At 73.3% G+C, this 22,524-nt stretch carries 22 protein-coding genes and 1 tRNA gene; 15 read left to right on the top strand and 8 right to left on the bottom strand.

Annotation, left to right across the window (positions count from 1 at the left end):
* The first annotated feature begins 16 nt into the window (after positions 1-16).
* The 5 genes from CTE05_RS15405 to rlmB all read left to right on the top strand — a co-directional run bounded on the left by CTE05_RS15405 (position 17) and on the right by rlmB (position 5,834).
* Positions 17-634, top strand: coding sequence for a TetR/AcrR family transcriptional regulator (locus tag CTE05_RS15405; protein ID WP_246123678.1), 618 nt, complete (start codon positions 17-19; stop codon positions 632-634).
* Positions 631-1,872: an MFS transporter gene (locus CTE05_RS15400; RefSeq protein WP_146847193.1), complete on the top strand. Its 1,242-nt coding sequence runs from the start codon at positions 631-633 to the stop codon at positions 1,870-1,872. Before CTE05_RS15405 ends, CTE05_RS15400 begins: the two co-directional genes overlap by 4 nt.
* Entirely contained in the window at positions 1,869-3,053 is a 1,185-nt protein-coding gene (locus tag CTE05_RS15395) for an alanine racemase (protein ID WP_146847192.1), read from the top strand. Before CTE05_RS15400 ends, CTE05_RS15395 begins: the two co-directional genes overlap by 4 nt.
* Positions 3,054-3,237: 184 nt before the next feature.
* On the top strand, positions 3,238-4,671 hold the full coding sequence (cysS, locus tag CTE05_RS15390) for a cysteine--tRNA ligase (protein ID WP_146847191.1): 1,434 nt from the start codon (positions 3,238-3,240) through the stop codon (positions 4,669-4,671).
* Positions 4,672-4,826: 155 nt separating this feature from the next.
* Positions 4,827-5,834: a 23S rRNA (guanosine(2251)-2'-O)-methyltransferase RlmB gene (gene rlmB, locus CTE05_RS15385; protein ID WP_146847190.1), complete on the top strand. Its 1,008-nt coding sequence runs from the start codon at positions 4,827-4,829 to the stop codon at positions 5,832-5,834.
* A gap of 10 nt (positions 5,835-5,844) precedes the next feature.
* Here the strand turns inward: rlmB and CTE05_RS15380 are convergent, their stop codons facing one another.
* From CTE05_RS15380 to CTE05_RS15355, 6 genes are all read right to left on the bottom strand, one after another.
* Positions 5,845-7,131 carry a DUF4032 domain-containing protein gene (locus CTE05_RS15380; protein WP_146847189.1) on the bottom strand — a complete coding sequence of 429 codons (1,287 nt, stop codon included), beginning with the start codon at positions 7,129-7,131 and terminating at the stop codon, positions 5,845-5,847.
* A 114-nt stretch (positions 7,132-7,245) separates the two neighbouring features.
* Positions 7,246-8,373, bottom strand: a complete 1,128-nt coding sequence (locus CTE05_RS15375) for an ABC transporter ATP-binding protein (protein WP_146847188.1) — start codon at positions 8,371-8,373, stop codon at positions 7,246-7,248.
* Between the two features lie 168 nt (positions 8,374-8,541).
* Positions 8,542-10,014: an outer membrane protein assembly factor BamB family protein gene (locus CTE05_RS15370; protein WP_146847187.1), complete on the bottom strand. Its 1,473-nt coding sequence runs from the start codon at positions 10,012-10,014 to the stop codon at positions 8,542-8,544.
* 2 nt (positions 10,015-10,016) lie between these two features.
* On the bottom strand, positions 10,017-11,528 hold the full coding sequence (locus tag CTE05_RS15365; RefSeq protein ID WP_146847186.1) for an outer membrane protein assembly factor BamB family protein: 1,512 nt from the start codon (positions 11,526-11,528) through the stop codon (positions 10,017-10,019).
* A 56-nt stretch (positions 11,529-11,584) separates the two neighbouring features.
* Positions 11,585-12,358 carry a trehalose-phosphatase gene (otsB, locus tag CTE05_RS15360; RefSeq protein ID WP_146847185.1) on the bottom strand — a complete coding sequence of 258 codons (774 nt, stop codon included), beginning with the start codon at positions 12,356-12,358 and terminating at the stop codon, positions 11,585-11,587.
* Positions 12,351-13,799, bottom strand: a complete 1,449-nt coding sequence (locus CTE05_RS15355) for an alpha,alpha-trehalose-phosphate synthase (UDP-forming) (RefSeq protein WP_146847184.1) — start codon at positions 13,797-13,799, stop codon at positions 12,351-12,353. Before CTE05_RS15355 ends, otsB begins: the two co-directional genes overlap by 8 nt.
* Before the next feature lie 95 nt (positions 13,800-13,894).
* Here CTE05_RS15355 and CTE05_RS15350 point away from each other — a divergent pair, with 95 nt between their 5' ends.
* The 6 genes from CTE05_RS15350 to CTE05_RS15330 all read left to right on the top strand — a co-directional run bounded on the left by CTE05_RS15350 (position 13,895) and on the right by CTE05_RS15330 (position 17,897).
* Positions 13,895-15,601 (top strand): serine/threonine-protein kinase, encoded by a 1,707-nt coding sequence (locus tag CTE05_RS15350; protein WP_146847183.1) that lies wholly within the window; start codon positions 13,895-13,897, stop codon positions 15,599-15,601.
* 105 nt (positions 15,602-15,706) lie between these two features.
* Positions 15,707-15,877, top strand: coding sequence for a hypothetical protein (locus tag CTE05_RS20345; protein WP_186814890.1), 171 nt, complete (start codon positions 15,707-15,709; stop codon positions 15,875-15,877).
* Positions 15,874-16,290: a class-II aminoacyl-tRNA synthetase family protein gene (locus tag CTE05_RS15345; protein ID WP_146847182.1), complete on the top strand. Its 417-nt coding sequence runs from the start codon at positions 15,874-15,876 to the stop codon at positions 16,288-16,290. Before CTE05_RS20345 ends, CTE05_RS15345 begins: the two co-directional genes overlap by 4 nt.
* 29 nt (positions 16,291-16,319) lie before the next feature.
* On the top strand, positions 16,320-16,826 hold the full coding sequence (locus tag CTE05_RS15340) for a hypothetical protein (protein WP_146847181.1): 507 nt from the start codon (positions 16,320-16,322) through the stop codon (positions 16,824-16,826).
* 34 nt (positions 16,827-16,860) lie between these two features.
* Positions 16,861-17,766, top strand: coding sequence for a DsbA family protein (locus CTE05_RS15335; RefSeq protein ID WP_146847180.1), 906 nt, complete (start codon positions 16,861-16,863; stop codon positions 17,764-17,766).
* Between the two features lie 54 nt (positions 17,767-17,820).
* A tRNA-Thr gene (locus CTE05_RS15330) sits at positions 17,821-17,897 on the top strand.
* 24 nt (positions 17,898-17,921) lie between these two features.
* Here CTE05_RS15330 and CTE05_RS15325 read toward each other — a convergent pair.
* Together CTE05_RS15325 and CTE05_RS15320 are read right to left on the bottom strand one after the other, a co-directional pair.
* Entirely contained in the window at positions 17,922-18,515 is a 594-nt protein-coding gene (locus CTE05_RS15325; RefSeq protein WP_146847179.1) for a pentapeptide repeat-containing protein, read from the bottom strand.
* A 36-nt stretch (positions 18,516-18,551) separates the two neighbouring features.
* Complete coding sequence (locus CTE05_RS15320; RefSeq protein ID WP_146847178.1) at positions 18,552-19,223, bottom strand: response regulator transcription factor; 672 nt, start codon at positions 19,221-19,223, stop codon at positions 18,552-18,554.
* Positions 19,224-19,316: 93 nt separating this feature from the next.
* On the opposite strand from CTE05_RS15320, the gene CTE05_RS15315 reads away from it, so the two are divergent.
* From CTE05_RS15315 to CTE05_RS15300, 4 genes are all read left to right on the top strand, one after another.
* Positions 19,317-20,480 (top strand): sensor histidine kinase, encoded by a 1,164-nt coding sequence (locus tag CTE05_RS15315; RefSeq protein WP_146847177.1) that lies wholly within the window; start codon positions 19,317-19,319, stop codon positions 20,478-20,480.
* 229 nt (positions 20,481-20,709) lie between these two features.
* Positions 20,710-21,342, top strand: coding sequence for a hypothetical protein (locus CTE05_RS15310; protein WP_146847176.1), 633 nt, complete (start codon positions 20,710-20,712; stop codon positions 21,340-21,342).
* A 62-nt stretch (positions 21,343-21,404) separates the two neighbouring features.
* On the top strand, positions 21,405-21,941 hold the full coding sequence (locus CTE05_RS15305) for a signal peptidase I (protein ID WP_146847175.1): 537 nt from the start codon (positions 21,405-21,407) through the stop codon (positions 21,939-21,941).
* Positions 21,938-22,492, top strand: a complete 555-nt coding sequence (locus CTE05_RS15300; RefSeq protein ID WP_146847174.1) for an LPXTG cell wall anchor domain-containing protein — start codon at positions 21,938-21,940, stop codon at positions 22,490-22,492. The genes CTE05_RS15305 and CTE05_RS15300 overlap by 4 nt, the downstream gene beginning before the upstream one ends.
* The last annotated feature ends 32 nt before the right edge of the window (positions 22,493-22,524 follow it).

The following is a 22,524-nucleotide window of genomic DNA, read 5'->3' as shown; positions in this document are numbered from 1 at the left end:
CATGAACCGCTTGCCCGTGGCTGAGAGGCGCGAGCAGCTCATCGAGGCTGCGCTCGCCGTCGCGAGCCGGGACGGCATCGACGCCGCCACCGTGCGCGCCGTCGCCGCAGAGGCCGGAGTCTCCTTGGGCGTCGTGCACTACTGCTTCCAGGACAAGGACGAGCTCCTGCGCGCGATGGCCCACGCCATCACGTCGGCCAACCTCGAACGCAGCCTGGGCGAGCTGCCCGCCGAGGCGGAGGACGTCGAGTCCGTCATCGAGGGTGTCATCGAAGCGCTCTGGGCGGGCATCCGCGATTCCCGTGGCCCCCAGCTGCTGAGCTACGAGCTGACCACGTCGTCGTTGCGGCACACCGAGCTGAACCAGGTCGCCATCGAGCAGTACCGCGGTCAGTGGGCGGCGGCCGAGCAGGTCCTGGACCTCGTGGAGCGGTCCGCGCACGTCAGCTGGTCGGTCCCGCGCGGGGTGATCGCACGCTCGATCGTCGCCGTGGTCGACGGGTTCTCGTTGGCGTGGCTCGTGGACGGCGACAGCGAGGCGGCCCGCAACGGGCTGCAGGGCTTCGGCCGGTACCTCGCCACGATCGCCGTGCCCGCCTCGGTCGAGGCTGACGCCACCGCGTCGATCGCGTGAGCGCCCCGGCGGCCGAGCCGGCCCGTCGCGCGCGCATCGCGGTCTCCGCCGGCTTCGCCGGCCAGGGGTTCGCCTACGCCACGGTCCTGACCAGCCTCGACGGGTTCAAGGACCGGTACGGCATCGACGACGGGCAGGTCACCCTCGTCGTGCTCGGCGTCTGCCTCATGGCCGCGCTCGGCACCGTCGTCGCCGACCGGGTCGCCCGCACGGCCGGCGGCAGCCGCGTCGTGCTCGGCGCCGGCCTCCTGATCGTCGCCGCCGCGGTCGTCGTCGCGGCGGTCGCCCCCGTGTTCGCCGTGCTGGCCCTCGGGTTCGCGGTGTACGGCGTCGGGCTCGGCATGGTCGACGCGGGCACCAACATGCAGGCCGTGGCCATCCAGCGCGAGTACGGCCGGTCGCTGCTCACCGGGTTCTACGCGTCCTGGTCCGTCGGCGGGATCGCCGGCGCCGTGTTCGTCGCCGCGACCGTCGGACGCACGCCGACAGACCCGGTCGCCGTGGCCCTGCTGGCCGGCACGCTCGTCGCCGTCCTGGCGGCCGTCGGGGTGCTGCGCGCCGGGTGGCGGGTGACCGTCCCGGTGCACGCGGACGGCGTCGCGACGCCCGACGAGTCCCTGGCGCTGCCGGTCACGGGCCGCGGCAGGGCCGTCGTCCCGTGGGGTGGCGTCCTCCTGCTCGGGCTCGGCGTCGTCGCGTTCTACATCGCCGACACCGCCATCTCCACCTGGAGCACCATCTACCTCGGCGACGTCCTCCTCGCGGCCGCGTCCTTCGCGCCCCTGGGCTATGCCGCGTACCTCACGACGACGCTCGCGTCGCGGCTGGCGGGTGACCCGCTCGTGCGGCGCTGGGGTCGCGTGACCGTGCTGCGTGCCGCCGCGATCGTCGGTGCGGCGGGGCTCGTGCTCGTCGTCCTGGCACCCGGACCGTGGGCAGGTCTGGCCGGGTTCGCAGTCGCCGGTGCCGGCCTCGGCGTGATCGCCCCCCTGTGCTTCTCGGCGGCGGGCGACCTCGCGCCCGGGCACGCGGACGCGGTCGTGGCGCGGCTCAACGTCTTCAACTACGTCGGAGCGGTGCTCGGTGGCGTGCTCGTCGGAGCCATCGGCAGCACGTCGTCCCTGCAGTACGGGTTCGTCGTCCCGATCGTCCTCGTGGTCGTCGTCGCGATCCTCGCCGGCCGCTTCGGCGTCACCCGGCACGCGGACGCGCCCGTCGCCGCAGGAGCAGGTGCATGACCCGCACCCTCGGCGAGCGTCTCGACGAGGCGACGCGGGGCCTGGCCGCGCCCCTCGCGGTCGTGGACCTCGACGCCCTCGACGCCAACGCGGCCGACCTCGTCGACCGGGCCGGTGGGACGCCGGTCCGCGTCGCCAGCAAGTCCGTCCGGGTCCGGCACGTCCTCGACCGGGTCCTGGCGCTGCCCGGGTTCGCCGGTGTCATGGGCTACTCCGTGCGCGAGGCGCTCTGGCTCGTCGCGCAGGGGGTCGACGACGTCCTGGTGGGGTACCCGAGCGTCGACACCGGTGCGCTCGACGCCCTCGCCGCCGACCCCGTCGCCGCCCGCGCCGTCACGCTCATGGTCGACGACCCCGCCCAGGTCGAGCTGGCCGCCCGCGCCGCGGACGCGCACGGCACCACGCTGCGCCTCTGCCTCGACGTCGACGCGTCGCTCAAGCTGCGGCTCGGCCCCCTGGCCGCGCACCTCGGCGTCCGGCGCTCGCCCGTGCACTCCGCCGCCGACGCCGGTGCGCTCGCCGCCGTCATCGCCCGCCGGCCCGGCGTCGACGTCGTCGGCGTCATGTTCTACGAGGCCCAGGTCGCCGGCCTGCCCGACACCTCGCCCGCCGTCCGCGCGGTCAAGCGCCTCTCCATCCGGGACCTCGCCGTCCGTCGCGCCGCCGTCGTCGACGCCGTGCAGAGCGCCGTCGGCCACGAGCTGTCCCTGGTCAACTCCGGGGGCTCCGGCTCGGTGGCGTCCAGCGCCGCCGACCCCGTCGTCACCGAGGTCACCGCCGGCTCCGGCCTGTTCGTGCCGACCCTCTTCGACGCCTACCGCTCGTTCGTCCCCCGACCGGCGGCGTTCTTCGGGCTCGACGTCGTGCGCGTCCCCGGCCCCGGCTACGCGACCGCGTTCGGCGGCGGGTACATCGCCTCCGGACCCGCCACGAGGTCCCGCCAGCCGCGGCCCGTCTGGCCCGCCGGGCTGGCATTGACCAGCCGCGAGGGCGCCGGCGAGGTGCAGACGCCCCTGCGGCTGTCGAGCGGCGCGGACCTGCGCGTCGGGGACCGCGTCTGGTTCCGGCACGCCAAGTCCGGCGAGGTCATGGAGCGCTTCGACCAGGTCCACCTGGTCCGCGGCACCACGATCGAGTCCACGGTCCCGACGTACCGCGGCGAGCACCACACCTTCGGCTGACCCGCCCCGCACCGCACAGGCGCAACGTCCGAGCATCCGGTCGCCATGACGCTCGGTCGTGCGGACGTCCCAACCCCCCAGGTGGGACGTCCGAGGATTCGGTTGCCACAGCGCTCTCTTGTGCGGACGTCGTGGGTGGTGGGGTGCGGGAGGCGAGGGGGTTGCGCCCCGGTAGCCTTGACCGGTGACCCTGCGCCTCTTCGACACCGCGACCCGGACGGTGCGTGACTTCGTCCCACTCGTGCCGAACGAGGTGGGCATCTACCTGTGCGGGGCAACGGTGCAGTCGCCACCGCACATCGGTCACCTCCGGTCGGGCATCGCGTTCGACGTGCTGGTGCGCTGGCTGCGTCGCACGGGGCACCGCGTGACGCTGGTGCGCAACGTCACCGACATCGACGACAAGATCCTGGCCAAGGCCGCCGACGCCGGTGAGCCGTGGTGGGCGTGGGCGGCCACGAACGAGCGGGCGTTCACCGCCGCCTACGACGCCCTCGGCGTGCTGCCGCCCAGCTACGAGCCGCGGGCCACGGGTCACGTGCCCGCGATGATCGAGCTGATGGACCGGCTGGTCGAGACGGGTCACGCCTACACGACCGGCCCGGGCGACGTGTGGTTCGACGTCCGCAGCTACGGCGAGTACGGAGCGCTGACCAACCAGCGGGTCGACGACATGATCCCCGCGCCCGACGGCACCGTCGACGACGACGCCAAGCGCGACCCCCGCGACTTCGCGCTCTGGAAGGCCGCCAAGCCCGGCGAGCCGGAGACCGCCTCCTGGGACACCCCGTTCGGCCGCGGCCGCCCGGGCTGGCACCTCGAGTGCTCCGCGATGGCGCAGCGGTACCTGGGGGAGTCCTTCGACATCCACGGGGGCGGTCTCGACCTGCGGTTCCCGCACCACGAGAACGAGCAGGCGCAGTCCCGGGCCGCCGGGTACGGGTTCGCGCAGTACTGGCTGCACAACGGCTGGGTGACCCAGGGCGGCGCCAAGATGAGCAAGTCGCTCGGCAACGGGCTGCTCGTCACGGTCGTGCTGGCCAAGGAGCGTGCGGCGGTCCTGCGGTACGCGATGACCGCGGTGCAGTACAGCTCGATGCTCGAGTGGACCGACGACACCCTGCGCGAGGCCGAGGCCACGTGGGACCGGCTCGCGGGCTTCGTCGAGCGGGCCGCCGAGAAGGTCGGGGTGGCCGACGACGCCGAGATCGCCGGTGTCGACCTGCCCGCCGAGTTCGTCGCCGCGATGGACGACGACCTCAACGTGCCCGCCGCGCTCGCGGTCGTCCACGAGCACCTGCGCACCGGCAACTCCGCGCTGGCCCGCGGCGACCTGGAGGGGTCCCGGGCCGCGATGGTGGTGCTGCGGGCCATGCTCGACGTCCTGGGCCTCGACCCGGGCGGCAGCCAGTGGCGCGCCCACGGCAGCGACGCGCGGTACGCCCGGGCGCTGGAGTCCGTCGTCGCCGCCGAGCTGGAGGCCCGCGCGCAGGCGCGTGCTGCCCGCGACTTCGCCACCTCCGACGCGATCCGGGACCGCCTCGCCGCGGCCGGCATCGTCGTCGAGGACTCGTCCTCCGGCGCGCGCTGGTCGCTCGCCGCGCGCTCGGAGGACTGATCCGGAGTGCAGCGGATGGTGGGGGACGCGGAGCGGCACCCGCCCGGAGCGGAGCGCACGAGCGGTCCCACGACACGACTCACCTCGACCACCGAGACGAGGGCTGAGCCCCGCGAGAGCGGGCGGCTCGGCTCCACACGAATGGAGAACTGACCATGGCCGGAAACTCTGAGCGTCGCGGAGCCGTCCGCAAGGGCGGCTCGAAGAAGGTCGCCAGCGCGGGGACGGGCGGCAAGAACCGCCGTTCCCTCGAGGGCAGGGGGCCGACGCCGAAGGCGGAGGACCGCGAGTACCACCCCGCGCACAAGGCGAAGCTCGCCGCGGAGCGCCGGGCGGTCGCCGGCACGCGCGGCACGTCGGGTCGCCAGTCGGCCGGTGCGAGCCGGAGCGCCGCCGGGTCCAAGGGCGGTCGCAAGAGCTCGACGCACGAGATCGTCTCGGGCCGGAACTCGGTCGTCGAGGCGCTTCGCGCAGGCATCCCCGTGTCGACGGTCTACATCGCGTCGCGGCTCGAGGGCGACGACCGTACCCGCGAGATCATCAGCGCCGCCGGGAACTCGAACTACCCGCTGCTCGAGGTCAGCCGCGCCGAGCTCGACCGCCTCACGGACGGGTCGGTGCACCAGGGTGTCGCCATCCAGGTGCCGCCGTACGCGTACGCGGACGACGACGACCTGCTGGACGCCGCCGCCGAGTCAGACCGTCCGGCGCTCATCGTCGCGCTCGACGGTGTGACCGATCCGCGCAACCTCGGGGCCGTCCTGCGCTCCGCCGGCGCGTTCGGCGCGCACGGGGTGCTGGTGCCGGAGCGCCGGGCGGCGGGCGTGACGGCGTCGGCGTGGAAGGTGTCCGCCGGTGCCGCGGCGCGCGTCCCGGTCGCCCGCGTGACCAACCTGGTGCGGACGTTGCAGGGGCTCAAGTCGGCGGGGGTGTTCGTCGTGGGGCTCGATGGCGGCGGCGACGTGTCGATCACCGACCTGCCGTACGCGACGGACCCGCTGGTGCTCGTCGTCGGCTCGGAGGGCAAGGGTCTGTCGCGGCTCGTCCGCGAGCAGTGCGATGCGATCGCGTCGATCCCGATCCAGTCCGCCGTCGAGTCGCTGAACGCCGGCGTCGCCGCGGGCATCGCCCTGTTCGAGGTGGCGCGCCAGCGCGCCGTCTGAGTGCCGGGCCTCAGCCGATGATCTGGTCGGGGTCGACCTGCGGGATCATGTCGGTGTCCGGGATCTCGCCCGCCTGCACGCCGAGGATCGCCTGCTCGTCGGGCCGCGTCGGCAGGATGTTCTTCACGTAGCTCTTCGCCGCCTGGTTCATGGGCACGTCGCGCCCCTGCTGCTCGGACAGGTACCAGCGGTGGTCGAGCAGCTCGTGGTAGATCTGCGCGGGCTCGAGCTTGCCGCGCAGGTCCCGGGGGACGCTGCGCACCGCGGGCTCGAAGATGTCGGTCAGCCAGTCGTGCGCGACGAACGACTCGTCCTCGCGCTGCCGGTCCGTGGCGGCGCGGTACTCGTCGAGGTCGTTGAGGAGGCGGCGGGCCTGGTTCTCCTGCACGTCGAGCCCGGTGAGGCGCATGAGCCGGCGGGAGTGGTGCCCGGCGTCGACGACCTTCGGCTGGATCCGCACGCTCGTGCCGTCGACGTCGGTGGTGATGTCGAGCTCGCCGACGTCGAACCCGAGGTCGTTGAGGCGGTCGATGCGGGCCTGCACGCGCCAGCGGTCCCCGAACGTGAACGACTCGGACTCGGTCAGCGCACGCCACAGCTCGCCGTACCTCTCGGCGAGGGCGTCCCCGATCGCGACCGCGTCGACGTCCTCCTCGAGGAACTCGCCGGCCTGCAGGTCCATGAGCTCGCCGATGATGTTGACGCGCGCGACCTCGAGGTCGTAGCTGCGCTGGCCGTCGGAGAGCCGGTCGTGCAGGTCGCCCGTCTCGGCGTCGACCAGGTACGCGGCGAACGTCTCGGCGTCGCGGCGGAACAGCGTGTTCGACAGGGACACGTCACCCCAGTAGAAGCCGACCAGGTGCAGCCGGACCATCAGCACCGCGAGGGCGTCGATGAGGCGCGTGGCCGTGTCCGGCCGCAGCGACTGGCTGAACAGCGCTCGGTAGGGGAGCGAGAACGAGAGGTGCTTGGTGATGAGCACCGCCTCCAGCCGCTCACCGTCGGCGTCGGAGCGGCCGGTGATGACGCCGACCGGCTCGACGCTCGGGACGTCCAGGCGACGGAGCTGGCGCAGCAGCTCGTACTCGCGGTACGCCACGGTCTCGCCGATCTCCTTGACCGCGATGACGCGGCCGGACATCTTGGCGAAGCGCACGATGTGCCGCGAGATGCCGCGGGGCAGGGCAGCCAGCGTCTCGGCCGGCCACTCCTCCAGCGGGATGTGCCACGGCAGGTCCAGCAGGGCGGGGTCGGGCGAGGCCGCGGTGATCTGCAGGCGCTGCGGCGTCGGGCTCATGGGCTCGATCCTCTCAGAGAACGCTGACAGGGCAGCCTGCGGGATCCGACAAGAGGAAAGCCGACAGGGCGGCCCCGGCCGGAGCCGGGACCGCCCTGTCGGGTGGTGCGAAGGTCAGACGGCGATGCGCTCGCCCGAGCCCGCGTGGAAGAGGTGCTGCTCGCCCTCGCGGATCCGGATGTAGATCGTCTCGCCCTTCGAGGGGACCTGACGCGGGTCGACGCGCACGATGACCTGAGCGTCACCGGCACCGGAGTGCACGGCGTCGGCGTGGCCGAACTCGTTGGTCAGCGAGCCGTAGACGAACGCGTCGGAGCCGAGCTCCTCGACGATGTTCACGATGACCGGGATGCCGTCCGGCGTACCGGCGGGCACGACGTCGAGGGACTCGGGACGGAACCCGACCGTGACGTGGTTCTTGTCGTCGTCGGTGAACTGGCCGATGACCGAGCGGGGCACGGCGACCCGGGCGCGGCCCAGGTTGGCGACACCGTCGAGCACGGGGAACGTGCCGATGTTCATGGCCGGCGAGCCGATGAAGCCGGCGACGAAGACGTTGGCCGGGGTGTCGTACATGTCGCGGGGCGTGCCGACCTGCTGCAGGATCCCGTCCTTGAGGACCGCGATGCGGTCACCCATGGTGAGGGCCTCGGTCTGGTCGTGCGTGACGTAGACGGTGGTGACACCGAGACGACGCTGCAGCGACGCGATCTGCGTACGGGTCTGGACGCGGAGCTTGGCGTCGAGGTTCGACAGCGGCTCGTCCATGAGGAACACCTGGGGCGAACGCACGATGGCGCGGCCCATGGCGACGCGCTGACGCTGGCCACCGGAGAGGGCCTTCGGCTTGCGGTCGAGGTACTGGGACAGGTCGAGGATCTTGGCAGCCTCCTCGACGCGCTGACGGATCTCCGCCTTCGGGGTGCCGGCGATCTTGAGCGCGAAGCCCATGTTGTCGGCGACCGTCATGTGCGGGTACAGCGCGTAGTTCTGGAACACCATCGCGATGTCCCGGTCCTTCGGCTGGACGTCCGTGACGTCGCGGTCGCCGATGAGGATGCGGCCCGCGTTGACGTCCTCGAGGCCCGCGAGCATGCGGAGCGAGGTGGACTTCCCGCAACCGGAGGGGCCGACGAGGACGAGGAACTCGCCGTCCTCGATGTGCAGGTCGAGCGCGTCGACCGCGGGGCGCTCGGTACCGGGGTATACCCGGGAGGCCTTGTCGAAAGTGACCGTTGCCATGGCTGATCAATCCCTTCACCGGCAGGTACGTGCCGGACGATCCGTAGTGAAGAGTGTCAAGAGTGTCCTCGATGACACGGGCCGCAGGAGGAGGGATCCTCCGGTGGCCCGCGGTCATCATGCCACACCGGCCTGGACGGTCCACACCCGGGTGTGACGAAGCGCACGTCACCCGACGACGATCCCCGACCCGTCACGGAACCGGACGAGCAGCCGTCCGCCGTACTCGCTGACCTGGTCGACACCACCCGGGTCGGGGGCCAGGTGCCGTGCGACGTCCGCCACGCTCGCGAGCCGCCCGTCCGTCCGCCCGAACCCGCGCAGCGTGCGGTCGGCGGTGACGACGACGACGAGCGAGCCGTCCGTGCCCAGGTAGACGGGGGGTGTGCCGACGTGGGCGAGCCAGTGCGACTCGCCCGTCCGGGCGTCGAGGGCGCGGACGTCCCGACCCTGCGCCACGTGGACGACACCGTCGACGAGCAGGGCGTCGCCGGTCGTGCCGGAGAGGCGCCAGAGCTCCTCGCCGGAGGTGGCGTCGCGACCGACGAGCGCCGCGACGCCCGGGTCCTCGCTGTCGGCGAGCAGGACGACGTCGGGTGCGCTGCCGTCGTCGACGGCGAGGTGGGCAGGTCGTTCGCCGACCGGGACGCGGGTGCCGTCCCGGGTGACGAGGACTCCCGCGGCGATCGCGAACGCCTGCCACGGTGTCCACACCACGGTGTCGGCCCGGGCGAGCTCCGCCCAGCCGTCGGCCTCGACGGTCACGTCGCCGCGCGGCTCGCCGTCGGCCCCGTACAGCCAGGCGTGCCCGCTGTCGGTCAGGAGCACCCGGTCCTCGTCGCTGGCCAGGTCGGCCTGGGAGCGGATGACCCGGTCGCCGATGCGGACCGCGTGGACCTCGGGCACGACGGGCGTCGAGCGGCGCCACCGCACGTCCCCGGTCGCCGGGTCGGTCGCGGCGAGGGTCCAGCGGACGTCGCCGGCGGTGTCCCGCTGCGGCGTCGCGACGACCAGGTGCGTCCCCGTGGCCGACCACAGCGCACCGGGCTCCAGGGTGCGCGAGGCCAGGGTCGTGCCCGTGAGCGGGTCGAGCACGAGCAGCGGGGTGGCGGCACCGCCGGAGCGCACCGGGGCGACCTCCGCGGCGCAGATCGCCCGCGGGCCGTCCGGGGAGGTGGTCGTGGTGCAGCGCACCCGGACGGACGGGAACTCGGAGCGGCCGCCCGGCGGCAGCGCGGCGTCGAGGGAGAACGGCACGGACCACAGGACGTCGCCCGTGTCCGGGTCCGTGCCGCGCAGGTCGACGCCCCCGGGGTGGTACCGGGCGCCGACGGTCCAGAGACCGGCGGTGTCCTCGGCGACGAGCGCGCCCGCGTCGGGTGCCCACGACCGCAGCGCGGCGGGCGGGTCGTGCAGCGGGCTGAGCACGCCGGGCACGTCGGCGAGGTACTCCAGGCGGGCACGCTCGTGCGCGTCGAGGGCCGCCTGCCCGGCGACCAGCCCGAGCAGGAGGGCGGCGCCCGCGCCCGCGAGCCGTGCGACGTGACGTCGCCCCCAGGTGGGTGACCGGACGGAACCGGGCTCGTCGTCCGTCTCGTCGAGCTCGACCGGGGCGAGGTGCGCGTGCGCGAGCGTGGCCATGGTCAGCCCAGCACCGCGACCGCGCCGGTGTCGGTCCAGACGTACAGCCGGGGGTCGTGCCAGCCCGACTGGAACCCCTGCACGAACACCGTCGAGCTGTTCCCGGCGACCTCCTGGCGGACCTCGTCGGCGAGGTCCACGGTCCACGCCAGCGCGCCGTCGGACATCGTGTACGCCTCGAGCGTCACGCCCGGGCCCGGCAGGAGCAGGTGGCGGCCGTCCGTCGACAGCTGCTGGGGCAGGTGGTCGGTCTCGGTCGTCCAGTGCACACGGCCCGTGGTGGCGTCGACCGCGACCAGTGACCCGGACGTGGCGATGTACAGGGTCCCGTCGAGCAGGAGGCTCGTCACGATGGTGCCCGCGACGTGCCAGAGCCGCTCGCCCGTGCGCGCCGACCGTCCGCTGAGCCCGTCGGCACCGCCCGGCGCCTGGCCGACGGTGAACACGACGCCCGGCGCCGACCCGTCGTCGACGGCCAGCCAGCTCGCGGTCTCGTCGATGGGGACGCGCGACCCGTCGGGGAGCAGGAGCGTCCCGCTGTAGACCGACGACGTCCAGGTGCTCTCGATGAACACGCCCGCACGCGCCGGCTGGAGCCACGAGGCCGCGTCCAGGGGGACGTCGAGCACCGGGTCGCCGGCCGTGGTCAGGACCCAGGAGCGGGTGTCGACGACGAGGACGACGTGGTCGTCGGACGACTGGAGCGACGCGGTGCCGCTGGGCTCCTCGGCGCCGGTGCCGTCGGTGCGCGGCGTCGTCCAGCTCCAGCGGGACGTGCCGTCGACGACATCGGTCGCCGTGACCTCCCAGCGATCCTCCGGCGCCGGCCGCGCGACCACCATCGCGTCGTCCACGAAGCTCAACCCCCAGCCGCCCGCGACCTCGCTGTCCGCCAGCACCTCCCCGTCGGCCGGGTCGAGCACCCAGACGGACGTCGGCGGAATGCCCTGGACGCCCTCGCCGACCTGCTGCGAGACGCAGGCCGCCACGTGCGCCGACCCGCGCGCCACGGGGGTGCAGGAGATCCACTGCTCCGGCCACGCGCTGGACGGGGTCGGCTGCGGGGTCGGCAGGTCCAGCGGGGTCCGCCACGCGACGACGCCCGTGTCGGGGTCGAGCCCGACGATCGTGGACGCGCCGGACTCCTCCTGGACGCCCCCGACGAGCACGCCGTCGACCATCGCGCCCGAGCGCAGCGCGGGAGCGAGCTCCGGGCCGGCCAGCCACAGCACCCCGATCGACGCGTCCACGGGCGGCACGACGCCCGGGATCGCGGCGAGCGCGGCGACGCGGGCGTCCTCGCGACGGTCGAGGACGACCTGGGTGACGACGAGGCAGCCGACGAGGGCCGCGGCCGTCGCGACGAGCCAGGGCGCGTTCCGACGCACCCACGTCCGGGCCGTCCGGACGTCGTCCGGGACCTCGGTCGCCGGGGGGAGGTCCGGGCCCGGACGGGACCGTCCGGGCTCGTCCACGACCTCGACGAGCTCGACCTCGCGCATCCGGCCGGGCATGGGACGGACGCTACGCCTCGGCCCTCCGACCGACCAGCAGAGGGCGGGTGAGGTCCTTACAGCTGGTCGGCGAGGGTGACGAGCGCGGCCACGAGCTCGTCCGGGCCGTCCACCCGGTACCGCGCGGACGTCGTCCCGTGCCCGACCTTGACCGTCACGTCGTCGCCGTGGAGCGCGTCGAACGCGTGCTCGTCGGTGACGTCGTCGCCCGCGTACAGCACGACGGGTGCGCCGAGCTCGTCGCGCAGCGCCGTGAGCGCCTCGCCCTTGCTCGCGCGCAGCACGGAGATCTCGACGACGTCCTTGCCGTGCAGGACACCGGAGCCGAGCCGTTCCCCGAGGCTGATCGCCTCCTGCTCGGCCGGTTCGGCGTCGACCGCCTCCGCGAGGCGGGTGTGCACGACGACCGCGGTCGGCTTGGTCTCCACCCAGACGCCGTCACGACCGCGCGCGATCCGGGCCGCCTCCGCACCGAGCGACGCCAGGCGGTCGGCCTGCTCGTCGGTCAGCTGCACGACGTCCCGGTCCAGCCCGAACGTGGTGACGCGCGCACGCTCCGCCCCGTGACTGCCGATGAGGAAGGTGCCCTCGGGCACCTGCGCCAGGACGTGCAGGTCGTGCATCGCGCGGCCCGACACCAGCGCGAGCGCGACGCCCGGGGTTCCGGCGAGCCGGGCGAGCACCTCGACGCCCGCCGGGAGGATGCGGGACGCGGACGGGTCGTCCTGCAGCGGGGCGAGCGTGCCGTCGAAGTCGAGGGCGACCAGGAGCGGTCGGCGGTCCTGGTCCGCCGCGAGCGCGGTGAGCGTCGTCCGGAGCGCGTCAGTCACGGGTGGCTCGCACGGGGACCGCGTTGAGGGCGGCGAGGAAGTCCTCGGACCACGCGACGACGTCGTGCCCGAGCACGCGTCGACGCAGCCGGCGCATGCGCTTGCGGGACTCGCGGGCGTCCATGTGCACCGCGTACGTGATCGCGTCCTTCATCCCGTCGATGTCGTGCGGGTTCACCAGCACCGAGCCCGTGAGCTCGTCGGCGGCGCCCGTGAACTCCGAGAGCACCAGCGCGCCGCGGTCGTCGGACCGGGCGGCGACGTACTCCTTGGCCACGAGGTTCATGCCGTCGCGCAGCGCGGTGACGAGCATGACGTCGGCCGCCAGGTACAGGGCGGCCATCTCCTCCATGGGGAACGACTGGTGCAGGTACTGCACGGGCGCGTGGCCCACCTGGCCGTAGTCGCCGTTGATCCGGCCGACCAGGAGCTCGACGTCGTCGCGCAGCTGCTGGTACGCGCCCACGTTCTCCCGGCTCGGGCTCGCCACCTGCACGAGCGTCGTGCTCTGCGGGGAGAGCCGACCGTCCAGCAGGAGCTCGCCGTAGGCCTTGATCCGGTGCCGGATGCCCTTGGTGTAGTCGAGCCGGTCCACGCCGAGCAGCAGGAACTCGGGGTCGCCCAGCTCGCGGCGGATCTGCAGGGCGCGCTCGCGGACGTCGTCCGTGCGGGCCAGCTGGTCGAACGCGTGCGAGTCGATCGAGATGGGGAACGCCGCGGCGCGCACGTGCCGCCCGGGACCGGTGTGCCCCTCCTCCTCGTTGAGGGTGACCATCTGTCCGCGCGTCGTCAGGTCCGTCAGCCGGCGCACGACGCGCACGAAGTTCGCCGCGTCGCCGGCCCGCTGGAAGCCGACGAGGTCCGCGCCGAGCAGCCCCTCGATCACCTGCACCCGCCACGGCAGCTGCGCGAACAGCTCCAGGGGCGGGAAGGGGATGTGGTGGAAGTACCCGATGCGCAGGTCGGGCCGCAGCTCGCGGAGCAGCTTCGGGACGAGCTGGAGCTGGTAGTCGTGCACCCACACGGTCGCGCCCCGGGCTGCCTGGTCGGCGGCGGCCTGCGCGAAGCGCCGGTTCACCTTCTGGTAGGAGTCCCACCACTGCCGGTGGAACGCCGGGGGCTCGATGACGTCGTGGTAGAGCGGCCAGAGCGTGTCGTTGGAGAACCCCTCGTAGAACTTCTCCAGGTCGTCCTCGGTGAGCACCACCGGGATCAGCTCGGTGCCGTCCACGTCGAACGGCTCGAGCTCGAGGTCGGGCGAACCGCCCCAGCCGACCCACGCGCCGGACGTGCTCGCCATCACCGGCGCGAGCGCCGTGACGAGACCGCCGGGGGACCGGGTCCAGGTGGGTTCGCCGTCGTCGCCCAGGCTCACGTCCACGGGCAGACGGTTCGCGACGACGACGAAGTCGTAGCCGTGCGCGGGCACGTCGGAAGGCAAGAGATCAACTCCTCGGGTCGGGTCCGACCCTATCCGTGCAGGTCGTACCGCGCGTTGCCAGGCAGTCTCCGCGGGGCGCCGGTTACGGTGCCAGGATGGAACGGATCGGGCTGGAGCCGGGCTCGGAGATCGGGGGCTACACCGTCGTCGCCCCCCTCGGCTCGGGCGGCATGGGGACCGTGTACCGGGCGGTGGACGGCGGGGGCGACGCCGTCGCGCTCAAGCTGCTGCACCCCCACGTCGGGTCCGACGCCGTGACCCGCGACCGGCTGCGCCGCGAGGTGCACGCCCTGCAGAAGCTCAAGCACCCCGGCGTCGCCGCGGTCCTGGACGCCGAGGCGGACTCGACGGAGGCGTTCCTGGTCACCGAGCTCGTCGCGGGCGACAACCTCGAGGAGCACGTGCGCGAGCGCGGCACGCTCGACCCCGAGGAGCTGCTCGACCTGGCCGAGGGTCTGCGCGACACGCTCGTCGCCGTGCACGGCGCCGGCGTGGTCCACCGTGACCTGAAGCCGTCGAACGTCGTCATCGGCGACGACGGCCCGGTGCTCATCGACTTCGGCCTCGCGCAGGCCGCCGACGACTCCAAGCTGACCGCCGACGGTCTGGTCCTGGGCACCCCCGGGTACCTCGCGCCCGAGCTGCTCGACGGTGCCGAGCCCGACGAGGCGTCCGACTTCTGGGGCTGGGCCGCGGTCCTGGTGTTCGCCGCCACCGGACGTCCCCCGTTCGGCTCGCGGCCGCTGGAGGCGGTGCTGGCACGCGCGCGCTCGGGGGACGTGGACGTGGACGGCCTCGGCCCGCTCACGGCGATGACGCTGCGCCGCGCGCTCGCGCCCGACGCAGCCGACCGCACGTCGCCCGACGACGTGGTGGCGGCGCTGACGCTGGTCGTCGCGGAGGGCGAGCCGGTCGCCGACGAGACCGACACGACCGTGCTCACGGCCGAGGACGTGAGCGGGACGACCGTCCTGGGACCCGAGCCGAGGACCGTGGCCGTCGCGCCTGCCGTCGCCGGGGCGGCGGTGGCACCCGTCGCCGCGGCCAACGACGGTCACACGCGCGCGTTCGACCCGACCCTCGTCGACGTGGACGAGTACCCCGACGACCCCGACGACCCCGAGGGCGTCGACTGGATCTCCGAGGACCTCGACGCGTCCGAGGAGCCTGAGCCCGAGGGATCCGGCTACGAGCGCCCACCGGCGCTGCGGCGGTGGGGGACCCTGCTCGCGGCCGCTCTGCTCCTCGGGTCGGCCGGGGCGCTCTACCCGGGTGTCGCGCTCGTGGTGTTCGTGCTGCTCGTCGTGATCGTGCGGACGATCGGCTCCACGGTCGAGGCCATGTACGGGCGACGGGAACGGGCCGGCGTCAAGCGCTCGGACCGGGCGATCGCCGTCGCGACCGCACCGTGGCACCTGCTGCGCTCGGTCGTCGGGCTGGTGCCGTCGCTCGTCGTCGCCGGCAGCGTCGTCGTGATCCTCGTCGGGGTGTCGTGGTGGCTCGTCGGGAACGACCACTGGACGATCGGCGGCTCGCCGTCCGGGCAGGAGCCGCAGGGCCTGACGGCCACGATCCTCGTCGGGACGACCGTGCTGCTCGGCGCCGCCGTCGTCTGGTGGGGGCCGCTGTCGCTCATGACCCGCACCGGCGCTCGCCGCGTCCTGGCCGTCGTGGCGCCGGGACCCCTCGGCGCGCTCGTCGCGACCGTCGTCCTGCTGGCCGCGTCCGCCGTGTTCGTCGTGCAGATCCTCACCGGCGCCCCGATCACCTGGGCTCCGCTGCCCACCCCGGTCCTTCCCTAACCGTTTCCGTCGGACCGTTCTCGTCTCGCGATGCGGGACCCCGCTGGCGTGTCGTCGGCTCACCCTCTTGGGTGAAGGCTCGGTGACCGGGGGGAGGGCGCAGGCATGACGGCAGAAGCGGAGGCCGAGGTCGTGGCGGGGCGCCGCAGCAACGGGGACGTGGTCCGCTTCGACCACCGCAACGGAGCGCTCGGGGTGTTCCGCGGCGACGTGATCGTGGCCTACTTCCGTCCCGACGAGGGCTACGAGTACTTCCTGCGCGAGATCGCCAAGTGACGGCGTTCGAGGAGGCGTTCACCGCGGTGGTCCGCGCTCGCGGGGTGTGGCGTGACTGCACTCCCGCGGAGCTGCTCGACCGCTGGGCGAGCTTCGTCGCGGAGTGCGAGCGCGGGTACCGGGGCGACGAGTTCGCGTACGGCAACGAGGCGATGGCGCGCACCACGATCGAGGCGACGATGCGCCACCCGAGCCTCGCGGGCTTCCCGGAGATGGCCGGCTTCCGGCGCCGGGTCGCGACGATCGACGCCCGGTTCCAGCCGTTGCTGGTCGAGCACGCGTTCCCGGGGATCGACCCCGACGAGTGGTGGTTGCGCGGGATCGTGCGGCGGGCCGGTGGCCGGCTGGCGCAGGACTGGAAGCGGTCGTTCGGGTTCGACGTCGAGGTCGTCCGCCACCCGCGCGTGCCGTGATCACAGGAGCGCGCCCTACGCTGTCCCGCATGACCGCGCGACGAGGGCCGCACCTGGCTGCCCCGCGCCTGTCGCTGGCCGTGGCCGTCGTGCTCGCCGGCCTCGCCGCGGTCGTCGCGGCCCAGGGCCGGGTCCTGCTGCACGACTGCGTCAGCGCCGCGGGCGTCCTGGGCCCGCTCGGGCTGCGCCTGTCGGTGCTGCGCGACGCGGCGGACTGCCCGGAGGGCGCCTACGGCCTCGGCACGATGTCCCAGGGCGCCGTCGTCCTGCTCAGCGTGGCCGCGCCGGTCGCCGCGCTGTACCTCCTGCTCACCGCGTGCGGCGTCGGCCTGTCGGCCCTGCTCGTGCGCGCCGCCCGGCAGGTGCGCCAGCTGGCCGGCCGGGCCCTGCGCGGCGCGCTGCGGGCCGTGCCGGCGCTCCCGGTCGTCGTACGCGGCGGTTCCTCCGTCCCGCTGGGACGGGCAGTGCCCGCGTGGACGGAGCGCGTGCTCCTGGACTGCATCGCGCGACGAGGTCCGCCGGTCGTCCTCGCCTGACGCCCACCCGACCCTCGTCCTACCAGGAGCACCCATGCCCACCAACGACCCCCGTCCCACCAAGGCCGTCCGCCGCGACGAAGCGCGCGCCAAGGCCGCGCAGATGCGCAAGGAGCAGGAGCGCAAGGCCAAGCGGAACCGCATCCTCGCGATCGGCGGTCTCGTCGTCGCCGTCGTCGCGCTCGTCGCCGTCGCGTTCTCGATCGTCAACCAGAACCGCGCCAACGAGGCCGCCAACTCGAACGTCGCCTACGGCCAGGGCGTCGAGGGTGTCATCGCACCCACGCTGGCCGACGTCACGTCGCCGGCCCCCGCCAACGACAAGGGCGGCATCCCCGTCAGCGGCACCAGCGGTGACGACGTCGGCACCGTCGGCGACGACGACGTCGACCTGACGATCTACTTCGACTACATGTGCCCCTACTGCGGCCAGTTCGACCAGATCAACTCGGCCGACCTGGACGCGATGCTCGAGGAGGACGGCGTGACCATCACGTACCACCCGGTCTCCATCCTCGACCGCCTGTCGGCCGGCAGCTCGTACTCGACGCGTGCCGTCAACGCCACGGCGATCGTCGCCGACAAGTCGCCGGAGCACTTCACGGCGTTCGTCACCGCGATGTACGACGACCAGCCCGCCGAGGGCACGTCGGGCCGGTCCGACGCGGAGATCGCGGAGATCGCCGAGAGCGTCGGCGTGCCCGCCGAGGTGACCGCGACGTTCACCGACACCGTGTCCGGCACCTTCGACACCCAGGACGAGGAGGGCGTCGAGGGCACGTGGCGGACGTTCGCCCCGTGGAGCGCCGCGGCGACCAACCAGGCAGGCACGGACGTGCCCGAGTTCTCGACGCCCACCGTGCTGATCAACGGTGAGCCGTTCCAGGGCTGGCAGGAGCCGGGCGCCCTGAAGCAGGCGGTCGACGCCGCGAAGTCCTGACCCTGGAGAACCGGGCGCCCCTGCACGGGGCGCCCGGTTATCCTGGGCGCGCCCGCCTCCTTAGCTCAGTCGGCCAGAGCACCTGTCTTGTAAACAGGGGGTCATCGGTTCGAATCCGATAGGGGGCTCCACTTCCTGACAGCCGCCCGGCCGCGTCAGTCCGCGCGCAGGTCGAGGCCCATCGCCTCGACGATCGTCACGGCCTGCGGGAGCGTGATGATCGCGCGGTCGAGGGTCACCGCCGAGGGGTCGATGCCCGTCAGGTCGCTGCCCCGCAGGTCGCAGCCCGTCAGGTCGGCGCGGTCCAGCCATGCGCCGGCCAGGTCGCAGTCGCGCAGGGTGCCCCCTGCTGCCCGGACGCCGGTGAGGTCGGCCTCGCGCAGGCGCACCCCCGTGAACGACGCGGAGTGCAGGTCCGCCTTCGCCAGCGAGACGAACGACCAGTTCCCGCCCTCGACCTTCGCGATGTCCCAGGTGCAGTCGACGAAGCGGGAGCCGACGAGCTTGCACCGCTCGAACCGCACGTCGAAGAACGTGCACCGCGAGAACGTGCAGCTGACGAACGCGGCGTCGGTGTGCACGGAGGCGTTGAGCTTCGCGCCCCGGAACACGCACTCCTCGAACACGGCGCCGACGCCGGACGCCTCGGTGAGGTCGAGGTCGACGAACTCCACCTGGCGGAACTCCTGGCCGGACAGGTCTCGTGCGTACCAGTCCTCGCCGCGGACGGTCGTCGTGGTCGTCGTCATGCGTCGATCATGGCGGGTGAAACCTGGCGGGACCGGTCAGTCGGCCGGTCCGGTCTCCTCGAGCAGCCGGAGGGCGGCGCTGACGCGTGGGTTGCGCTGCGGGTCGGCGTCGATCCCGAGCGTCGCGTACATGCCGTTGACATGGTTCTGGACCGACTTCTCGGTGATGCCCAGCCGGTCACCGATGCCCGAGTTCGACAGGCCGGCGGCCAGCAGACGGAGCACCTCGTACTGCCGGTCGGTGAGGCGGGCGACGGCCGACCCGGCGCGCGGGGTCATCCGCTCCAGCAGGGCGGGGTCGAGCACGGTCTCGCCGACGGCGGCGGCGCGCACCGCGTTGACCAGCACCTCCTCGCTCGTCGACGAGGTCTTCGACAGGTAGCCCCAGCCGGCTGCGACGTCCGCGGGCAGGTCCAGCAGCAGGTCCATCGCGTCGTGGGCGGACAGCAGCAGGATGCCGAGGGTGGGCTGGTTGCGGCGCAGCGTGACCCCCAGGGCGATGCCGTTGCCGTCGGGGAGGTCGATGTCCAGGATCACGCAGTCGGCGGTGCCGGGGCGGAGCGCGCGGACGGCCTCCGTGGCGGTGCCGACGGCAGCGACGACCTGCAGGCCGGCGGTCCCGGACAGGGTGTGCTCGAGCATCGAGCGGAACAGCGGCTGGTCCTCGACGATCGCGACGCGGAGGGGTCCGGTGGTGGGAACAGTCATCGCCGCCAGTATCGTCTGCGTCCGGGTCCGACGCGCGGGCTCGCGCGGGTGGACGATGGACGTCACCCGGACGCGGACGGAGGCGGGCCCCCGATGTCGTCGTCGACCAGCTCGGCAGCCGTCGTCGCCCAGCGCCGACGGGACAGCCGCCAGGACCAGATCACGCTCCTGCGAGGGTCGGCGATCATCGCGCTCGGCTACGGCCTGGGTGCGGCCCTGCAGTCGACCTACGTGTACGCCAACCTCGTCCCTGCGTGGCAGACGGTCTCGCTGGCGTCGCGGCTGGCGGCGAACGGGATCGCCGTGGTCGTGCTCATCGCCGTCCTCGCCGCCGTCCGGGCCCACCGGGTGCGGCGCTGGTGGACGAAGATCCTGGTCGTGGTCGTCGCGGCTGCCGTCGCGGGGATCGCCCGGTACCTGGCGCAGGTGGCGTTCGGCGTCTACGACGACCCGACCGAGGCCACGCGCGACGCCGAGGTGCTCAGCGGCTTCCTGCTCGGCGTCGTCTCCGCCGGGATCGGGATGTGGGCGCTGTCCACCCGCCAGGTCGCGCGGGCGAAGACCCGGGCCGCGACGCGGGACGCGGTCCACGTCGAGCTGGCCGTCAAGGCGCTGGAGCAGGAGGAGATCCGGGTCCGTCGCGCGGTCGCCGAGGGGTTGCACGGCACGCTGCAGTCGAAGCTGGTCCTGGTCGACGCCCGGCTGGGTGAGGTCCTGGCCCGCGCCGACGGGCTGGACCCCGCCGACGCCGACTCCCTGGCCTGGGTGCGCAAGGAGCTCGACGAGGCGCGCGACATCGACGTGCGGCAGATGAGCCGGCTGCTCTACCCGGACCGCCTCGAGCTGGGTCTGGTGCCCGCGCTGCGGGCGCTGCTCGGCCGGCTTCCCGCGAGCATCGCGACGCGGCTGACGGTGAGCGACGCGGTCCGGGCGCTCGACGACCCCACCGGGTCCCGCCTGACCGTCAGCGAGCGGCTGCTCGCCGTGCGCGTGGTCGAGGAAGCCGTGTCGAACGCGCTCAAGCACGGGCCGGCGACGTCGATCGCCGTGAGCCTCGACGTGGTGCAGGACGTCCTGCACGTGAGCGTCCGCAACGACGGGGACCTGTACGTCCCGGCGACCGCGGGCGTGCCGTCGGGGACCACGCGCCTGGAGACCCGGCTCTCGTTCGTCGGGGGCCGGCTGTCGCTGACGCCGGGGCCGGAGAAGGGCGCCCATCTCGAGGCGTGGCTGCCGCTGGGCGCAGGTCTGGTCTAGATCGACTACAGTCACAAGTTGGACAACTGTCCTACTTGACGGATAGGCCGGTTGTGTGCTGGGTGAAAGAACCCGGCAAGCCGGGCGGGCGGGGTGCTGCCACCCAGAGCCGATCGGGTGGCGCTGCCGATGTCACCTACGTTCGCGGTCGACCGCCCTTCGGCGTGTCTCCGTGAGCGGGTCTCGGTGAGGTGCCGATTCCCCGCACCTTCCCGATCAGGAGATCACCATGGCTTCCACGACCGTCACGCACGACGCCACCGCGCAGGACACCGACCGCAAGAAGCGCAAGCGCGCCGCTGTCGTCAAGTTCGGCCTCGTCGGTGCGGCCCTCGCCGGCATCGGCGCTGCGGCCACGTCCGCCGCCTGGACCGACGACGCCTGGTTCCGCGGCACCGCGAACGCCGCGACGATCGAGCTCATGGGCCAGGTCACCGCGACCGGCACCCTGATCGCCGACCCGCTGGACGGCGGCTGGGACACCGCAGACCAGAACCCGGGCGCCTCGGGCGCGACGGACTTCGTGTCGTTCGACTTCGACCTGCTCGCAGCCGCCAACGAGCCGCTGGTCCCGGGCGAGGAGCGCGTCGTCTACGTCCACCTCCTGAACGCGGGCACGTCGTCGCTCGCGATCACGAACCCGACCCTCACGCTGTCGAACTCGGACTACTACACGACCGGCACCGGCGACGACACCCACGCCGTCGTGAGCGTCGGCACCGCCACGACGCCGCTCGAGGCGGACGGCGAGACCGTCGTGCCGCTGACGATCACCACGCCGGCCAACTGGACGCCGGCCGCCCAGGGCTCGACGGTCGACGTCACCCTCCAGTTCCAGGGCGCCACCGTCCCGACCCCGTGACCTCGTCGGAGGTGCCGCCGCCTCAGCGCGGCGGCACCTCCACGAACCTGGCTGGAGAAACCATGCGCGTCCTTCGAGGACTCGGCAACGCCGTCCTGTGGCTCCTGGCTGTGCTCGGGCTCGCGAGCGTCCTCGTCTGGGGCGCGACGAAGCTCGGGTACATCCAGCCCCTCGTCGTGATCTCCGGCTCGATGGAGCCCGGGATCATGACGCGGGACCTGCTGGTGGACGTGCCGACGCCGACCTCCGACCTGCGGGTCGGGGACGTCGCGTCGATCTTCAACCCGATCACCCAGAACCTGGTCACCCACCGGATCGTGTCCATCGAGCCGATGGGCGGATCCACCTGGGAGATCCGGATGAAGGGTGACGCCAACGCCAGCGAGGACGGCGGCGCCTACGTCGTCGGGGACCGTGTGTGGACGCCGGCCGTCCAGGTCACCGGCGGCGGCAACGTCATCGCCACGATGACCAACAGGTCGGTCGTGGTGCCGATCGCGGTCACGATCCTCGCGCTCATCGGCCTGACCGTCCTTCCCCGGCCGGAGGACGACGACGACGTGCCCACCCCCGTGCTCGAGGGCGCCGTGACGCGATGACCAGGCGACTCGGAGCGGCCGGCGTCGCGAGCATGATCCTGGCGGTCGTGCTCACGGCGGCCGGGGCGGTGCTCGGCGCCAGCGCCGCAGGAGCAGCTCCGAGGAGCGTCCCGCTCACGTTCGAGTTCGCCGGGCTGTACCCCGGCGAGAGCCAGACGCAGTCGCGTACGTACCGGCTCGACCGCGACGCTCGCGTCGTGTCCGTGACGTCCGTCACCACGCCGGGCGCGACCTGGACGGCCCTGCTCTGCCGGCAGGGGACGTGCACCGACGTCCTGGCGATGCGTGCCGGCCAGGACCTCGCCGCGGGCGACTACGACCTCCGGGTCGGCGTCACAGCGACGAGCCTGCTGCCCGGTGACGTCAGCGCCATCGAGGGGCGCCTGTCGCTCGTCGAGGCCGGCACCGGGAACCTCGCGCACACCGGTTCGGACACCTGGCCGGTCTCGCTCGCCGCGCTCGCCATGACCGCGCTCGGCCTGCTCCTCGTGCTGGTCGCACGACGGCGGCGTGACGACGACCGAGCCGCGACGCCCGACGCCACCGCCTGACCTCGAACCCCCCACGACCTCAGACCCACCGG

It is taken from the genome of Cellulomonas terrae, assembly GCF_007990265.1.
GTDB lineage: Bacteria > Actinomycetota > Actinomycetes > Actinomycetales > Cellulomonadaceae > Cellulomonas > Cellulomonas terrae.
This window is presented reverse-complemented; position numbering and strand designations above follow the sequence as displayed.

Excerpts from the sequence above, each read along its gene's own strand:
- CTE05_RS15350 (WP_146847183.1), top strand. The coding sequence starts at position 13,895 with ATGGAACGGATCGGGCTGGAGCCGGGCTCGGAGATCGGGGGCTACACC.
- CTE05_RS15325 (WP_146847179.1), bottom strand. The coding sequence starts at position 18,515 with ATGACGACGACCACGACGACCGTCCGCGGCGAGGACTGGTACGCACGA.
- CTE05_RS15375 (WP_146847188.1), bottom strand. The coding sequence starts at position 8,373 with ATGGCAACGGTCACTTTCGACAAGGCCTCCCGGGTATACCCCGGTACC.
- CTE05_RS15305 (WP_146847175.1), top strand. The coding sequence starts at position 21,405 with ATGCGCGTCCTTCGAGGACTCGGCAACGCCGTCCTGTGGCTCCTGGCT.
- CTE05_RS15380 (WP_146847189.1), bottom strand. The coding sequence starts at position 7,131 with ATGAGCCCGACGCCGCAGCGCCTGCAGATCACCGCGGCCTCGCCCGAC.
- CTE05_RS15340 (WP_146847181.1), top strand. The coding sequence starts at position 16,320 with ATGACCGCGCGACGAGGGCCGCACCTGGCTGCCCCGCGCCTGTCGCTG.
- rlmB (WP_146847190.1), top strand. The coding sequence starts at position 4,827 with ATGGCCGGAAACTCTGAGCGTCGCGGAGCCGTCCGCAAGGGCGGCTCG.
- CTE05_RS15395 (WP_146847192.1), top strand. The coding sequence starts at position 1,869 with ATGACCCGCACCCTCGGCGAGCGTCTCGACGAGGCGACGCGGGGCCTG.
- CTE05_RS15320 (WP_146847178.1), bottom strand. The coding sequence starts at position 19,223 with ATGACTGTTCCCACCACCGGACCCCTCCGCGTCGCGATCGTCGAGGAC.
- CTE05_RS15315 (WP_146847177.1), top strand. The coding sequence starts at position 19,317 with ATGTCGTCGTCGACCAGCTCGGCAGCCGTCGTCGCCCAGCGCCGACGG.
- CTE05_RS15310 (WP_146847176.1), top strand. The coding sequence starts at position 20,710 with ATGGCTTCCACGACCGTCACGCACGACGCCACCGCGCAGGACACCGAC.
- CTE05_RS15300 (WP_146847174.1), top strand. The coding sequence starts at position 21,938 with ATGACCAGGCGACTCGGAGCGGCCGGCGTCGCGAGCATGATCCTGGCG.
- CTE05_RS20345 (WP_186814890.1), top strand. The coding sequence starts at position 15,707 with ATGACGGCAGAAGCGGAGGCCGAGGTCGTGGCGGGGCGCCGCAGCAAC.
- CTE05_RS15335 (WP_146847180.1), top strand. The coding sequence starts at position 16,861 with ATGCCCACCAACGACCCCCGTCCCACCAAGGCCGTCCGCCGCGACGAA.
- CTE05_RS15365 (WP_146847186.1), bottom strand. The coding sequence starts at position 11,528 with ATGCCCGGCCGGATGCGCGAGGTCGAGCTCGTCGAGGTCGTGGACGAG.
- CTE05_RS15370 (WP_146847187.1), bottom strand. The coding sequence starts at position 10,014 with ATGGCCACGCTCGCGCACGCGCACCTCGCCCCGGTCGAGCTCGACGAG.